At 68.8% G+C, this 15,540-nt stretch carries 11 protein-coding genes and 1 pseudogene; all 12 read left to right on the top strand.

What is annotated here, in order from left to right; all coding sequences use genetic code 11:
* The first annotated feature begins 13 nt into the window (after positions 1 to 13).
* The gene (locus ACI2L1_RS35805; protein WP_404743597.1) at positions 14 to 1,567 is read left to right on the top strand and encodes a sugar ABC transporter ATP-binding protein; all 1,554 of its coding nucleotides are present in this window, start codon (positions 14 to 16) and stop codon (positions 1,565 to 1,567) included.
* Positions 1,560 to 2,513, top strand: coding sequence for an ABC transporter permease (locus ACI2L1_RS35800; protein ID WP_404743596.1), 954 nt, complete (start codon positions 1,560 to 1,562; stop codon positions 2,511 to 2,513). The genes ACI2L1_RS35805 and ACI2L1_RS35800 overlap by 8 nt, the downstream gene beginning before the upstream one ends.
* Positions 2,510 to 3,457 carry an ABC transporter permease gene (locus ACI2L1_RS35795; protein ID WP_404743595.1) on the top strand — a complete coding sequence of 316 codons (948 nt, stop codon included), beginning with the start codon at positions 2,510 to 2,512 and terminating at the stop codon, positions 3,455 to 3,457. Before ACI2L1_RS35800 ends, ACI2L1_RS35795 begins: the two co-directional genes overlap by 4 nt.
* A complete protein-coding gene (locus tag ACI2L1_RS35790; RefSeq protein ID WP_404743594.1) occupies positions 3,454 to 4,581 on the top strand; it encodes a M20 family metallopeptidase in 1,128 nt (375 codons plus the stop codon). The genes ACI2L1_RS35795 and ACI2L1_RS35790 overlap by 4 nt, the downstream gene beginning before the upstream one ends.
* Positions 4,578 to 5,342 carry an MBL fold metallo-hydrolase gene (locus ACI2L1_RS35785; protein WP_404743593.1) on the top strand — a complete coding sequence of 255 codons (765 nt, stop codon included), beginning with the start codon at positions 4,578 to 4,580 and terminating at the stop codon, positions 5,340 to 5,342. Before ACI2L1_RS35790 ends, ACI2L1_RS35785 begins: the two co-directional genes overlap by 4 nt.
* On the top strand, positions 5,339 to 6,160 hold the full coding sequence (locus ACI2L1_RS35780; RefSeq protein ID WP_404743592.1) for an IclR family transcriptional regulator: 822 nt from the start codon (positions 5,339 to 5,341) through the stop codon (positions 6,158 to 6,160). The genes ACI2L1_RS35785 and ACI2L1_RS35780 overlap by 4 nt, the downstream gene beginning before the upstream one ends.
* 20 nt (positions 6,161 to 6,180) lie before the next feature.
* Entirely contained in the window at positions 6,181 to 7,377 is a 1,197-nt protein-coding gene (locus ACI2L1_RS35775; RefSeq protein WP_404743591.1) for a hypothetical protein, read from the top strand.
* A gap of 438 nt (positions 7,378 to 7,815) precedes the next feature.
* Positions 7,816 to 9,063: pseudogene (locus ACI2L1_RS35770) on the top strand (cation:dicarboxylate symporter family transporter); the annotation flags it as partial.
* Positions 9,064 to 9,899: 836 nt separating this feature from the next.
* Entirely contained in the window at positions 9,900 to 10,115 is a 216-nt protein-coding gene (locus ACI2L1_RS35765; protein WP_404743659.1) for an MbtH family protein, read from the top strand.
* A 236-nt stretch (positions 10,116 to 10,351) separates the two neighbouring features.
* The gene (locus tag ACI2L1_RS35760; RefSeq protein ID WP_404743590.1) at positions 10,352 to 11,500 is read left to right on the top strand and encodes a class I SAM-dependent methyltransferase; all 1,149 of its coding nucleotides are present in this window, start codon (positions 10,352 to 10,354) and stop codon (positions 11,498 to 11,500) included.
* Positions 11,497 to 12,558 (top strand): histidinol-phosphate transaminase, encoded by a 1,062-nt coding sequence (locus tag ACI2L1_RS35755; protein WP_404743589.1) that lies wholly within the window; start codon positions 11,497 to 11,499, stop codon positions 12,556 to 12,558. Before ACI2L1_RS35760 ends, ACI2L1_RS35755 begins: the two co-directional genes overlap by 4 nt.
* Positions 12,559 to 12,679: 121 nt before the next feature.
* Positions 12,680 to 15,540: amino acid adenylation domain-containing protein (locus ACI2L1_RS35750; RefSeq protein ID WP_404743588.1), on the top strand; the 2,861-nt coding region annotated here is incomplete at its 3' end.

Below are 15,540 nucleotides of genomic sequence, written 5' to 3'. Positions count from 1 at the left end.
GCGGAGGACGACCGTGACGCTGCTGAGCGTGGAGAAGGTGTCGAAGTCGTTCGCGGGCAACCGGGTGCTCACGGACGTGGGTTTCGAGGTGGAGTCCGGGGAGGTGCTGGCGCTGGTCGGTGAGAACGGGGCCGGCAAGTCCACCGTGCTCTCCCTCATCACCGGGCTCCTGACACCCGACACAGGCCGTGTCGTCTTCGACGGCGCTCCGGTGGTCCGGGCGTGGTCTCCTCACCGCGCCCGGGCCGCCGGGATCGGCTCCGTGCACCAGGAGCTGAGCCTCAACCCGCACCAGAGCGTCGCGGAGAACGTCTTCCTGGGTTCCTGGCCCTCCCGGCGGGGGCTGGTCCGGGCCCGGGACCTCGCGGCCCGCGCCGAGCCGCTGCTGGCGCGGGTCGGCCTCGACGTCGACCCGCGCACCCCGGTGGGACGGCTGCCGCTGGGCCGGCAGCAACTGGTTGAACTCGCCAAGGCGCTGGCGGGCGAACCACGTCTGCTCATCCTCGACGAGGCCACCTCGGCGCTGGACGAGGATCAGGTGGCCGCAGTCTTCCGGGTGATCCGCGAACTGCGCGGCCAGGGCGGCTCGGTGATCCTGGTGAGCCACCGGATGGGGGAGCTGTTCGCGATCAGCGACCGGCTGACGGTCCTGAAGGACGGGGCGGTGACGGCGACCCGGGAACGGGAGCACACCGGCCACGACGACATCGTACGGCTGATGGTGGGGCGGGAGCTGTCGGACCTGTTCCCGGCGAAAGCCGAGGCGAGGACGGCGGCCACCGCCCCCGCCGGGGAGCCCCTCCTCCGGGTACGCGGGCTCACCGTCCCGCGTGCCTGCTCCGGTGTCGACCTCGATCTCGTACCCGGGCGTATCACCGGCCTGGGCGGGCTGCAGGGCCAGGGGCAGCGAGAGGCGTTGCGGGCGTTGTTCGGACTGGCCCGGCACACCGGGGACGTCCGCCTGGACGGCCGTCAGGTACGGCTGTCCTCGCCCCGGGACGCCATCCGGCACCGGATCGCCTACGTCCCCGAGGACCGCAAGACCGAGGGTGTGCACACCGTGCGCAGTGTGCGGGACAACCTGGCGCTGCCCAGCATGCGCGACCTCGCCCCGGCGAACCGGCTCACCACCGTCTCGCGCGGTGCCGAGAACGCGCTCGTCGACGACCTGATCCAGCGCCTGCGGATCAAGGCGTCCTCCCCCGCGCAGGAGGCCCGTCGGCTCTCCGGCGGCAACCAGCAGAAGGTCGCGCTGGCCAAGTGGCTGCCGACCGGGCCGCGTGCTCTGCTACTGGCCGAGCCGACCCGGGGCATCGACATCGGTACCAAGGGCGAGATCTACCACCTGCTGCGCCGCCTGGCCGACGAAGGCCTCGCGGTGCTCGTCACCTCCGGAGACACCATGGAACTGGTCGGCCTGTGCGACGAGGTCGCCGTCATGTACGAGGGGACGGTCGTCGAGCGTCTCGGTGGACCCGAGCTGACCGAGGAACGCCTGGTCAGGGCGTCGGTCATGGGGACATCGGCCACCGTCGGCACGGACCCCGGGAGCGTGGTTCATGCGTGAGCGCCTCACGGGTGTCGCGCGCGGCAACACCGACCTCCTCGCCCTCGCGGCCCTGGTGCTCGTCCTCTTGGTCGCCTACCAGCACTACGACTCCAGCCTGCTCACGCCCGCGTCCGTCACGATCCTGTCCGCTCAGTTCCTGCCGCTGATCCTGGCCGCGTCGGGGCAGACGACCGTGATGCTGCTCGGCGGGATCGACCTCTCGCTGGGCGCGGTGCTCGGCCTGGCCATGGCCGTGTTCGCCACGTACGGCGCGCACAGCGCGGGCGAAGTGACGGTGGCCGCGCTGCTCGCGCTGGCCGCGGCCGTCGCCGCCGGCGCGGTCAACGGGGCGCTGGTCGCGTACGCCGGGCTGCCCCCCATCGTCGTGACGCTCGCCGCGTCCTTCCTGTGGGGCGGGATCACCCTGGTGGTGCTGCCCCAGCCCGGCGGCTCGGTGCCGGGCGGGCTGGTGAACGCATACAACAACGGCTGGAACGGCGTCGCCGTCCCGGCGGTGGCCGTCGCGGGCGTGCTCGTCGCATGGAAGCTGCTGCGCACCACCCGGCACGGGCTCGCGCTGTACGCCGTCGGCGGCAACGAGCACGGCGCCTACGCCAGCGGCCTGCACACCCGAGGGGTGAAGATCTCGGGGTACGCCCTGTCGGGCGCGTTCACCGGTCTCGCCGGGATCGGCCTGGCGATCCAGACCGGCTCGGCGGACCCGACGATCGGCGCCCCCTACACACTCAACTCCATCGCCGCCTCCGTGCTCGGCGGCATCAGCTTCTTCGGCGGGGTCGGCCGGATGCGCGGCACGGTCCTGGGCGCGCTGGTCATCGGCCTGCTCACCAACCTGCTGCTGTTCACGGGCATCTCGCCCTTCTACCAGCTGATCGTGCAGGGCGTGATCCTCATCGTCGCCCTCACCCTGAAGACGTACGTCACGAAGGAGGCGGGCATATGAGCGCCCTCGTACCGATGGCCGCGCTGCGAGGCAGCCGCGCGGCCTGGGCGTTCGGCGTGCTCGGGGTGACCTGGCTCGCGGCGATCCTGTTCGCGGACGGCTTCGACAGCGTCTCCAGCTTCCGCTATCTCGTACTGACGGCGTCCTTCCTGGGCATCGTCGCGGTGGGGCAGACGCTCGTCGTCATGATGAGCGGCATCGACCTGTCGGTGTCGGGAGTGGTCGCCCTGTCGGCGGTGGTGTGCGCCAAGGTCGCCTCCGGGACGGGCGGCGGTGCCACGGGCATCACCGCGGCGCTGGCGCTGAGCGCGCTCGTGGGCGCGGTGAACGCGGTCGGCGTGGTGTGGCTGCGGGTGCCGCCGATGGTGATGACCCTCGCCACCGGCACGGTCCTCTCCGGCGCGCTGCTCGTGTACACGGACGGTTCGCCCAGCTCGGCGCGGGTGCCGCTGCTGGACTCGCTCGCCAACGGCAGGCTCCTCGGCGTGCCCTGGGCGTTCGTGCTGTGGCTGGCGGTCACGGCGGCAGCCTTCTGGCTGCTGCACCGCTCCCGCGCCGGCCGGTACGCCTTCGCGCTGGGCGCCGGCGAGGACGCCGCCCGGGCGTCCGGAGTCCCGGTCGCGACCACCGCGTTCATCTCCTACACGGCTTGTGCGCTGCTGGCCGGGGCGGCCGGTCTGGTGCTGCTCGGTTTCACCGGCACCAGCTCGCTGACCATGGGCAATCCCTACCAGTTGCTGTCCATCGCCTCCGTGGTCCTCGGCGGCACCTCCATCCTCGGCGGACGCGGCCACCTCCTCGGCACGGTCGGCGGCACCCTGCTGCTCACTCTGCTGACCGCGCTGCTGACCTCCTGGAACCTTTCGGAGGGGGTACGGCAGGTCGTCCTCGGCGTGCTGATCATCGGGCTGCTGCTGGTCTACGCGAGGGAGCGCCGTACATGATCGAACCGGAGGCCCTGCTGCGGGACCTGTTGGGCATTCCCAGCGTCAACCCCCGTGAGGGGGCGGGCGACGGGGGTGAGACGGCGGTCGCCGTGTACGTGCGGGACTGGCTGGCGGGGCACGGGGTGCCGGCCCGACTGCATGAGGTGCTGCCGGGCCGGCACAACGTCGTGGCCGTCGTACCGGGACGCGGTCCCGGAACCGTCGTACTGGAGTCGCATCTGGACACGGTCGAGACGGACGGGATGAGCGTCGATCCGTACGGCGGTGAGATGCGGGGCGGGGTGCTGTACGGGCGGGGCGCTTGTGACGCCAAGGGGCCGCTGACCGCGTTCCTGCTGGCCCTCGTCGAACTCGCCGCCGGGGAGCCGCCGCCGTGCACCGTGGTGCTCGCGGGCGTGTGCGACGAGGAGCACGCCTACCGGGGCGTACTGCGTCTGCTGGACACGCTGGCGGACCGGCGGGTCGTGGGGGCACTCGTCGGTGAGCCGACCGGGCTGGTGCCGGCGGTCGCGCACAAGGGGGTGGTGCGCTACACCGTGCGCACGACGGGGCGGGCCGGGCACAGTTCGCGGCCCGAGGAGGCGGTGAACGCCATCGCGCTGATGGCGCCGGTCATCGCCCATCTCGCGGCCACCCCTCCCGCCGTCCCCGCGCATCCCCTGCTCGGGCCCGCCACCCGCTCGGTCACCCGGGTGCGGGGCGGCACGGGGCCCAACACCATTCCCGGTACCTGCGAGGTGGACGTCGACCGCCGCACGCTGCCCGGCGAGGACCTGGACGCCGTATGGCGGCAGGAGCGGGCGGAACTGGCCGGGCTGGGCGCGGAGGCGGACCCGCCGTTCACAGTCGACCCGGCGCTGGACACCCAGGCGGACGCGGCGATCGTCACCGCCCTGTGCGGGGCCCTGGCCGACCACGGCCGCCCGTCCGCCGTGCGGGGCATGCCCTTCGGGACGGACGCCAGCAAGCTCGCCCGCGCCGGGATCCCGTCCGTGGTCTTCGGGCCCGGCTCGGTGACTGACGCGCACGCGGCGGCGGAGTCGGTGGACCTCGCGGAGGTGGCGCTGGCCGCGCGGATCGTCGTAGCGGCACTGCGCGGGACGGTAGGGGGATGCTCGTGAGCGACCGTCGGGCAGGCATCGCCGCAGGAACCGGAGGGGACGTCGTGCGGCTGACCGAGCACGTCACGCTCGTGGCCAGCGGGGCGGACGGGTTCGATCTCTCCGATCCGCTGGACTGTCATGTGTATCTCGTACGAGGCGGTCGGCACAGTGCCTTGATCGACGCGGGAGCGGGACGCACGACGCTCGGCCTCGCGGAGCCGCCGGGCCATCTGCTGCTCACCCACGGCCACGCCGATCACGCGGGCGGGGCCGCCGCACTCGCCGAGCGGTGGCCGGGACTACGGGTGCTGGCCGGGGCGGAGGCCGTGCCGTGGATCGCGGCGGGGGACGAGCGCGGGATCAGCCTGGACCGGGGGAAGGCCGCCGGGGCGTACCCGGACGACTATGCCTTCGCGCCCTGTCCGACGGTCGCGGCCATCGGCGACGGCGAGGAGATCGACCTCGGTGGCGGGGTGGTGCTGCGGGCCGTCGCGACACCCGGCCACGCCGACGGACATATGTGCTACCACCTGCGCACTCCCGGCTACCGGGCGCTTTTCTCCGGCGACTGCCTCTTCACCGGAGGCCGTATCTCACTGCAGAATCTGCACGACTGCCGGGTGCCCGCTTACGCGGCCAGTCTGGCCACGCTGGCCACGCTCGACGTCGACGCGCTCTTCCCCGGCCACCACGAGGTCTCGCTCGCCCGCGCCGGGCGCCATCTCGCCGCCGCCCGCGACACCGTGGCCCGCGGACTGATGCCGAGGAGTACGACATGACCGCCGCTTCCACACCCTCCACGCCGCCGGTTCGCCGCAACCAGTCCTCGTCGCTGCGCCGCGCGCTCACCGTCCTGGAGTACATCCGCGACCACGCCGGCCCCGGCCGGGGCATCTCGCTCACCCGGCTCGCCGAGGAACTCGGCATCAACAAGAGCACGGTGCTGCGGCTGGCCGCCCCGCTCATGGAGGCCGACCTGCTGGTCCGCGACCGCGAGACGGGATGGTTCCGGCTCGGGCACGGCACGCTGCGGCTCGGCCAGGTCTATCTCTCCTCGCTCGACCTGCGGACCGTGGCGACGGAGCCGCTGCGACTGCTCCAGCACGCGGTCGGCGAGACCTGCCATCTGGTGGTGTACGAGCCGCCGGACGTCATCTACATCGACAAGGTCGAGAACGAGACCAACGTCCGCATGGCCTCCCGGGTCGGCAGCCGGGTCCCTGCCTACCGCACCGCCGTCGGCAAGGCCATCCTCGCCTGGCTGGGCGAGGAGGAGATCCGCGTCGTGGTCGCCGCCGGGATGCCGCCGGTCACCCCGCACACCACCACCGACCCGCAGCGGCTGCGCTTCGAACTCGACCGGGTCCGCCGGCAGGGCTATGCCATCGACGACCGCGAGAACGAGCCGGAGGTGCGATGTGTCGCCGCGCCCGTCTTCGACCACACCGACGCGGCGATCGGCGCGGTCAGCGTCTCCGGTCTCACCACCCGGATGACTCCGGCGCGAGTCCGCGAGGTAGGCCCCATGGTCGTCCGGACCGGTCTTGAGATCTCCCACGTCCTCGGCTCCTCCCGGGCACGGAACAAGGGCCACTGACCCCACCAAGGAGCATCAGCATGGAAACGTCCACCGCGTCCGTGTACGCCTTCGTCGAGGACCTGCGTGCCGAGGGCACCGCCGCCGTCCTGGACCGGGTCCTCGGCACCTACGGCTGCGACACCCTCACCGTGGCCGCCGCCTACCACCGCGCCCGCGATGTCACCCCGCACGGACCGGCGCGGGTCACACTGCGCCGCGACGGCGCCCACTTCGTCCCGCCGGCCGTCCTGTTCGACGGGCTGCCGCTGGTTCCGCCGGTGCAGACGGGCGCCGAGGAGGAACCACTGCGCGAGGTGCGGCGGCTGACGGCCGAGCGGGGCACCGCGCTGCACGGCTGGACCGTGTTCCTGCACAACACCACCCTCGGTCTCGCCCACCCCGACGTCACCCAGCGGAACTGTTTCGGGGACCGGGCCGCCCCGGCCGACCTGTGCCCGGCCCACCCCGACGTGCGGGCGTACGCCGTGGCGCTGGCCCGCTCGGTGGCCCGGCTGGGCGTGGACGCGGTGGTCGCCGAGTCCCTGCACTACGGCACTTTCGGCCACGGCTACCACCACGAGCGCAGCTTCGTCCCGCTGGGCCCACTGGAGGACTTCCTGCTGGGCCTGTGCTTCTGCTCGCACTGCGCGGGCAACGCCGAGTCGGCGGGTTCGGACGCGGCCGCGGCCCGCGCCGAGGCGGCACGGCTGGTCGGCCGGGTGCTGGACGGCGCGGACCCGTCGGAAGGTGAGCTCCCCGAGGCCGTCGCCGCGTACGTCGCCACCCGTACCGCCACCGTCACCTCGCTCGCCGGGGCCGTGGCCGAGGGGGTGGCCGCCGAGGGCTCGCGGCTGGTCTTCCTCGATCTGACCGGAGCGGTCAAGGGCTACGCGGACGGCCGACCGACGGGCGCGCTCGCCGTGGACGATGCCTGGCGGACCGGAGTCGACCCGGCCGCGCTCAGCGCCGTCGTCCCCGGCTACGCGGTGCTGGCCTACGCGCGGGACCCGGACCGGATCGCGGCCGACCTCACCGGCTACCGGGCCGCCCTCGCGGACGGCTGCTCCCTGCGCGCGGTACTGCGTCCAGGGATGCCGGACACGGACTCCGCCGAGCACCTGGCGGCCAAGGCGTCGGCGGCCATCGCCGCAGGGGCCGATGCCGTGGACTTCTACCACTACGGCCTGGTCCCGTTCCCGGTGCTGGACCGGATCCCGGTGGCACTGAAGGGATGACAAGCGGCGACCGGCCTGCTCGGACGACCGGTTTCGATGGCCGGTTCAGGCTGGACGAGCACGACGTACACGGCGAGCAGGTCCGACGCGGTCAGTGACGGTCCCGCACCCGCCTCCTGGACAGCGCTCAACGCCCGGGCGGTGCGGACCGGCAGCCGCGCGCGGGGGAGGCACGTGGAGCGCGTCCGACGCGTCATGCAGGCCTGAGCCCAAGGAACGACAGGCCTGAACTCAATGACCGAAAGGATGAGTTTGCTCGCAGCGTGCGCCATAGTCGCGTTCCAGGATCCAGGACGTGAGCCGCACGCCTTGAGAGCCCCTTCTCGGCACCACCGCGCACGACGATGACGTTGTCAAGGAGGCACTCCCGTGTCCAGAACACCGGTGGCGCCTGTCGTCAGACGGGACCGTACTCGCAATCTCGCCGTCGCCGTCGGCATGATCCGGCCGGACGTGGCGTTGGAGCTGAGGCCGATCGGCACAGGCTCTGTGAACCTGATCAGGACGATGATCTCATCGGCCAGCTTCTGCGTGATCGTACTCTTATGCCCCGTCGTACTGGGCGTGGGGTTCCGTCCGGAAGGTCGTGAAGGTCAGCGGGGTCGGCGGCAGGGCGCTCGCCTACTTCATGCGCCAGTCCATCATGGCGCTGAGCATCGGTCTGGTGGTGGGCAATGTGATCCACCCCGATGAGGGCATGCAGCTGGGCGATTCGGTGATGGGTGTCGGTCAGGCCGCGGCGAAGGAGGGCCACACGGCCCTCGTGGACTTCATGCTCGGCATCATCCCGACCACGATGGTCTCCGCCTTCACCGACGGCGTCCTGCTCCAGACGCTGCTGGTCTCGCTGTTCGTCGGCTTTGCGTCGCAGGCGATGGTCCGGGGCGGTGAGCCCGTGCTGCGCGGCGTCGAGCACATCCAGGCCCTGGTCTTACGCATCCCCTTCGTGATCAGGTGGGCGGCCCCCGCCGGCGCGATCGTGGCGGCAGTCGTCGGCGTGACCGGACTCGATGGCCTCTGGACGCTTGCCGCGATCCTGCTCGCCATCACCTGCCTGGTCTTCGTCGTGGGGGTGTTGGGCAGACTGATGCGGCTGGTGGCGCGTGTCAGCCTTTTCAGGTCGCTGAACCAGGGCCGGACGTTCCCGCCGATCGTGTCGACCTCGTCGTCCGAGCCCGCCATGCCGCGGGTCGTCGCGGAGCTGTCGCACACGGGTGTCAGCCGTAGCGCCGTGGGTCTCACCATCCCGACCGGCCACGCCCTCAACATGGGCAGCACGCTGATCTGCCTGACCACGGCGTCGCTGTGCACCGCTGACGCGATGAGTCGGCCGATGGGCATCGGCCAGCAGACCACCCTCCTGCTCTTCGTTGTGATCGCGTCCAAGGGGGCGTCCGGTGTCACGGGCCCCGGCATGGCCGTCCTGGCCGACAGTCCGCAGGCGCCCAAGCCGGCCCTGGTGGAGGGCATCCGCTTGATCGTCGGTATCGACCGCTTCATGAGCGTGGCCCGCGCCGTGGCCAACTCCGCGAGCAACGCTCGCAGTGGTGAACGGCACCTGGACCAAGGCGACCGACAAAGAGCGGGTCCAGCAGGCGCTCTCGGGAACTTCCCTTGGACGAGCGGACGTTGCTGGACGAGGGGTACGGGTTGCCCGCGGCCGAGGCGCCCGCGCCACCGGCCGAGGCGCCCGCGCCACCGGCCGAGGCGAAGGATCCGGTCCGGGCCCCGTGGTCAGGTGCCTCGTGGCTTGGAATTGACCGGGCTCGATCAGCGGGTCTCGGAGTTGGCGGGTCGCTTTCGAAGACCCTGAGCACCGACCTAGCATTACAGCCTCAATTCCTGAGCAGCCGATCGCGTCTGATCGGAAGCGGTCACTGCCTCGGAGGCGTGATGCGGAACAGCGGCCTGCGGAGCATGCCTGACACTTCCACCGAGCGCGAAGCAATCGGGTTCTTTCACCAACTCGAAGATCTGCGGCTGGAGTACTAGCGCAGCTACGGCTGGTGGTACGGCGGTTGACGCTGTCGCGATGCTCTCATGTTCCACCACCACATAGAGGTGGCCCATTCGCCCACCCACGGACAGGATCGCTGGGGATTTGGCGTTCGACCGACGTTGGTCAGTCCGGTAGTTCGGGGCGATTTCTCAAGGCCGGTCTCTTATCGCTGAAGCCGGGAAAACCGCGGCCGTTCTGATGAAACCAAGTGCCCGCCAAGAGCATCTCTATAGGTGGCGGTGCTGCCGCCGACGGATGAACAACATACTCAAGTACCAGGTCGCGATCGGCCTCGTTCTGGTCGCCGAATGGCGTCCTCGATGGAGAACCGCAGTCGGAACCAGAATGTTCCGTTTCGATTGGGTGAAGTATTGACATCCCTGTTCTCGGCTTCGTAACCTCGAAATAGTTGAGGGGGAAGCATGATTCTGCGGATTTTCAACATTGGCAAGGTTGATCGCGTTTCGATTCTGCCCGATCGTGCCAGCCTCGTTTGGTGGCCGTCAGGAAGGCGTTGATTATCGTGTCGAATCCCTTCGAACAAGACGACGCGCCCTATATGGTGCTGATGAACGACGAGGAACAGTACTCGTTGTGGCCCGCTTTTGCCGAAGTGCCGGCGGGCTGGCGTGTCGCACTGGAGAGTAGGTCACGTCAGGACTGCATCGACCACATCGAAGCAAACTGGACTGACATGCGCCCGAAGAGCCTGCGCGAGGCAATGTCCGCGAGCGCGTAGGCGGGTTGGTGCTGGATTTCCCGGACACACACGAACCAGGACCAGCGGCCGCCGTACCCGTTGGCTGATGGCGTCTTCAACGCCCTCACGGAAGGCGGCTGAAGCATGGCGGTGGCAGACAATGCCGACGCATTACGCCCAGTACGAATTCGCTGAGACTCAGAGGGAATTGACCTCAACCCTGCTGCCGGTGCAGCCACGAGGCCCCTCTATCGCGAGGTCCGCCGAAGGGGCACTTGACCCCCGGACGTGCCTACTACTTCGCCTTTGACGCTGCCCAGCCAGCACGCCTATCTCGCGCAGATGCACTGACGGCACATCGATTACCGGCCTGGCGACAGACGGAGGAAATGGTGACACCACAAGAATCAGATCCGCGCGCTCGACGTGCGACGGCACAGATCTTCAATTCTGCTGTCGCTGCATCCGCGATAGCCGCGGCCTGGGAACTTGGCGCGCTGTCCGAACTGCGTGGCGGCGGCAGCCTGGATGCCGCCGACTTCGCGGCACGGCACGATCTGCACAAGCAGTCCACTAAGGGCATGTTCATCGCCCTGGCATCCGTGGGGGTCGTGCAGCGCGACGGCGACACGGTGACGACCGGTCCGAACTTCGACGAGGCGTACCTTGCCAAGCCGCTGTTCCACTGGCTGGCCAGAGGATCGAGCTCGCTGTTCGCCCAGATGCCGAACCTGCTGCGCAACACCAACCGCGTCGGCGACTACTACCAGCGGGACATGGAGGCCGTCGGCTTCGCGTCACGGGAAGCCAACGCGACGTTCTTCGACCCCGTCTTCTGGTCGGCGATGGACCGGCTCGAATTCGTTCCCGAGGTGGTGGCCGATCTCGGTTCCGGCAGCGGCAAACGGCTGATGCAGATTCTTGAACGAAACCCCAAGGCGCGAGGCATCGGCATCGACATCGCGCAGTCGGCACTGCGGATGGCCCGGACCGAAGCCGAGAAGGCCGGCCTGGACGACCGGCTCGAATTCGTCGAAGCCGATGTGTGTGAGCTGGACGCCCGGCCCGAACTGGCCGAGGTGGAGTTGGTGACCTGTTTCATGATGGGACACGACCTCTGGCCGATGCAGCGCTGTGTTTCCATACTGCGCCATCTGCAGACCGTGTTCCCCCGCGCTCGCACACTCCTGATCGGTGACAACGTCCGTTCCGCCGGCCTGCCGGACGACGACATACCCGTCTTCACCCTCGCCTTCGAGCTCGGGCACTCCCTCATGGACACCTACCTGCCAACCGGGGACGAGTGGCAGACAGCCTTCGTCCAGACCGGGTGGACCTGTGCCGCGACACATCAGATCGGCAGCCTCGCCGGTGGTGTCCTCTTCGAACTGGTACGGGAAGGCACGGAGATGAGCGAGCAGTGACGCACATCGGTCGTCCGAACCCGGCAGGGCTGCCCGGCACGTCGAAGGCAGCCGTGGCACACACGGTCAACCTGGCCAACAACGAACTCGCGTTCCCGCCGTTGCCGGCAGTGGCCGCGGCGGTCGATGCCGGAATCCCGGCCCTGAACAGGTACCCGTCCATCAGGCCGGCAGCCTTGACGCAGGCCCTGGCCAGTCACCTGGGCGTCGCCCCCGAACGCGTGGCCGTCGGCGCCGGCTCCGGGATGCTGTTACAACACCTGATGCAGTCGGTGTGCCGCGGCCCGAGCAACGTCGTGTACGGCTGGCCTTCTTTCGAAGGTTATCCCTTGCTCGCCAGGATCGTCGGTGCCGAGCCGCGGCCGGTCCGGCTGACGGCGGGGCAGGCGCACGACCTGGACGCGATGCTGGCCGCGATCACTCCATCGACCCGTATGGTGGTCATCTGCAATCCGAACAACCCGACCGGCACCGTGGTGCACCGCGAGGAAGTACTCGGGTTTCTCCACAAGGTCCCGGAAGACGTTGTCGTCGTGCTGGACGAGGCGTACCACGAGTTCGTCGGGGACCCGGACAGCCTCGACGGCGTCGGCCTCGCCGGCGAGGACAGCGAGTTCGGTAACGTCGTCAGCCTCCGGACGTTCTCCAAGGCATACGGCCTCGCCGGCCTGCGGGTCGGCTACTGCGTGGCAGCCCCCGCCGTGGTGGCCGCCGTGCATGAAGTACAGCTGCCGTTCACCGTCAGCGCGTTGGCGGAAGCCGCCGCCGTCGTCAGTCTGAGCGCCGAGGGCGAACTGGCATTGCGACGCCGCGACGTGGACCAGGAGCGCAGCCGGATGCTGACGGTGCTGGGCGCAGCCGGCTACGAAGTCGTGCCGTCGCAAGGCAACTTCTTGTGGTTGCCCCTCGCGCAGGATGCGACGAGATTCGCGAAGCACTGCATGGAACACAACGTGTTGGTGCGGCCGGTCTCGGGTGAGGGAATACGGGTGACCGTCGGCGCCTCGACCGACAACGACATGTTTCTGGCAGCAGCCAGTTCGTATTCGACTTCCTGAAGCCTGTTCCTGAGGCCTGTTTCTGAAGCCTTTGCCTGACACGCCTGTGCGGAACCTTCTGCTCCACCTGTTGGTAAATTGGAGGACTACGTTGTCTGGTAGCGATTTCACAGCTCTTCCATTGACGGCGGGCCAGCGGGAAATCTGGTTTGCGCATCAGCTCCTGCCCGCCGGCAATCACCTGCACACGATTGGCGAGTACACAGACATTCGCGGACCGGTCGACCCTGCTCTCTTCGAGGCCGCGCTTCGGCAGGTGGTTGACAGTGTCGAGGCGCTGCATGTCCGCTTCGTGGCCGACGACAGCGGGCCTCAGCAGGTTCTCCAGCCGCCACAGGCGTGGTCAATGCCGTACGTCGACGTCAGCGAGGCTGCCAATCCCGAGGCAGCCGCACTCGAGTGGATGGCAGCCGACGTCGAGCGGCCGATGGATCTGACCCACGGTCCATTGTTCAGCTATGCCCTGCTCAAACTGGCCGCCGACCGATTCGTGTGGTATCAGAGCTGCCATCACATCGTGCTGGACGGGGCCGGTTTCGCTGTCATCGCCCGACGCGTGGCAGAGGCCTACACCGCTCTCGAACAGCACACCGAGTACCACCCCGCGTCACACCGCACGCTGCGTGACCTTGTCGCCAGCGATGTCGCGTATCGGGAATCCGAGCAGTTCGAGCGTGACCGGGCGTACTGGACGAGCTACCTGACCGACATCCCGGATGCCGCGCGGCTGCTGCCCGGGTCCGCCGACATACCGCAAAGGCGCCTATTCCACACGTGTGTTGTGCCGGCTTCCTGGTCGGATGACGTACGCCGGCTCGCGCAATCCACCGACACACGGTGGTCCCGGGTCCTGATCGCTGCGACCTGTCTGTTCACCCAGCGCCTGACTGATGCGCGGGAGGTGGTCGTCGGGGTACCGGTCAGCGCCCGGCAGGACAAGGCGGTCGCCGATGTACCCGGCATGGTGGCCAACATGGTGCCGCTGAGGGTTGGGATCCGTCCGGACACGACCATCGCTGAACTCGTGCGACAGATCGCGGATGACGTCGACGAGATGCGGGCACACCAGCGGTACCGCGGCGAGGACATACAACGGGATCGCGGGCTGCCGCCCGGCGCTAGGGCGGCTTTCACACCGGTCATCAACATTCTGCCGTTCCGTTACGGCCTGACGTTCGCCGGCCATGACTCGTCGACTCACAATATTTCCCGCCGCATGGTTGAGGATCTGGCGATCTACGTATTTGATCGCCAGGACGGTACCGGATGGGAGATCGGCTTCCAGGCACCGGCCGAGATCTGCGACGACGCTACGTTGTCCCTGTTGGAACAGCGCTTTCTGCGCGTCTTGGAGACCATGGTGTCCGGCGATCCTTCCCGGCCGGTCAGTGACGTGGATGTGCTGCTGCCCGGTGAGCGGGAGCGGCTGCTGGTGGAGTGGAACGACACGGGCCTGTCCCTGCCGGAGGTCACGTGGCCGGTGCTGTTCGAGGAGCAGGTGGCCCGCACACCGGATGCGACAGCGGTGGAGTGTGACGGTATCGGCGTGTCGTACGCGCAGCTGAACGCGCGGGCGAACCAGCTGGCCCGGTACCTGGTGAAGCAGGGCGTAGGGCCGGAGCAATTCGTGGGGCTGGCGCTACCACGCTCTGCCGACATGGTCGTGGCGATCCTCGCCGTACTCAAAGCGGGTGGAGCGTATCTGCCGGTCAATCCGGATTATCCACCGTCCCGCATCGAGTTCATGCTCCACGACGTGCAGCCGGTCCTTGTCCTCACGACAACGGGTGCGGGCCGCTCTGTGCTCGATGTCGCGGGTACGGACATGTCCGTAGTACTGCTCGGCGATGCCGGCATCGCGATGGAAATCGAGACCAACTCGGCGACGAATCTGACCGACACGGACAGACTGCTTCCACTTGAGGCGGGGAACCCCGCTTACATCATCTACACCTCCGGCTCCACTGGTCGGCCGAAAGCTGTCGTGATCCCGCATTCCGGAATGAACAATCTGGTCGAGAACCATGCTCGTCGCTACGGTGTGGGTATCGGCAGCCGGGTTCTACAGCTGGTCTCGCTCAGCTTCGACGTTGCCGTCAATGAAGTGTGTCTCGCCTTGATGTCGGGTGGCTGCCTGGTTGTCCCCGCCAAGCCGCTTGCCGGCGAGGAACTGGCAGAAGTGCTGCGCACGGAGCGGATCACGCACGCCATGATTCCGCCCTCGGTGTTCTCCAGCATGCCGAAGGTAGAGCTACCTGACTTGGAAATGGTGATCACGGGTGGCGAGACTCCTCCAGCTGATGTGATCTCGTTCTGGTCGGAGCAAGCGAAGCTGATCAACACCTGGGGTGCTACCGAAACCACTGTCGGGGCGACTCTGAGTGAGCCGCTGACAGGTGAGCAGCCGCCCCCGGTCGGTCGTCCGATGTGGAACTACCAGGTCTATGTGCTGGACGCGGCATTGTGCCCGGTGCCGGTGGGAGTCGCGGGAGAGGCCTATATCGCCGGCGGTCACCTGGCGCGTGGGTACTGGAATCGTGCGGGGTTGACTGCCGAGCGGTTCGTGGCCGATCCGTTCGGTCCGCCCGGGGCACGGATGTATCGCACGGGTGATGTGGTGCGGTGGCGTGCGGATGGGAATCTGGAGTTCGTGGGACGGGTCGACGACCAGGTGAAGGTCCGTGGGTTTCGGATCGAGCTGGGGGAGATCGAGTCGGTGCTGGCGGGTTGTCCGGGGGTGGGGCAGGTCTCGGTCGTGGTCCGTGAGGGCCGGGAACAGGACAAATGCCTGGTCGCCTATGTCACACCCGGCGCCGGTTGCGAGGGTGACGGCGGTACCGGCGGCGTGAGTGTGGATGTGGTGCGGGGGTGGGTGTGTGAGCGGGTGCCGGACTACATGGTGCCCGCGGCGTTTGTGGTGCTGGAGGGGCTGCCGCTGAACCCGAACGGGAAGGTGGACCGCCGGGCGCTGCCGGCCCCGGA

The organism is Streptomyces sp. NPDC019531, assembly GCF_044903305.1.
GTDB lineage: Bacteria > Actinomycetota > Actinomycetes > Streptomycetales > Streptomycetaceae > Streptomyces.
This window is presented reverse-complemented; position numbering and strand designations above follow the sequence as displayed.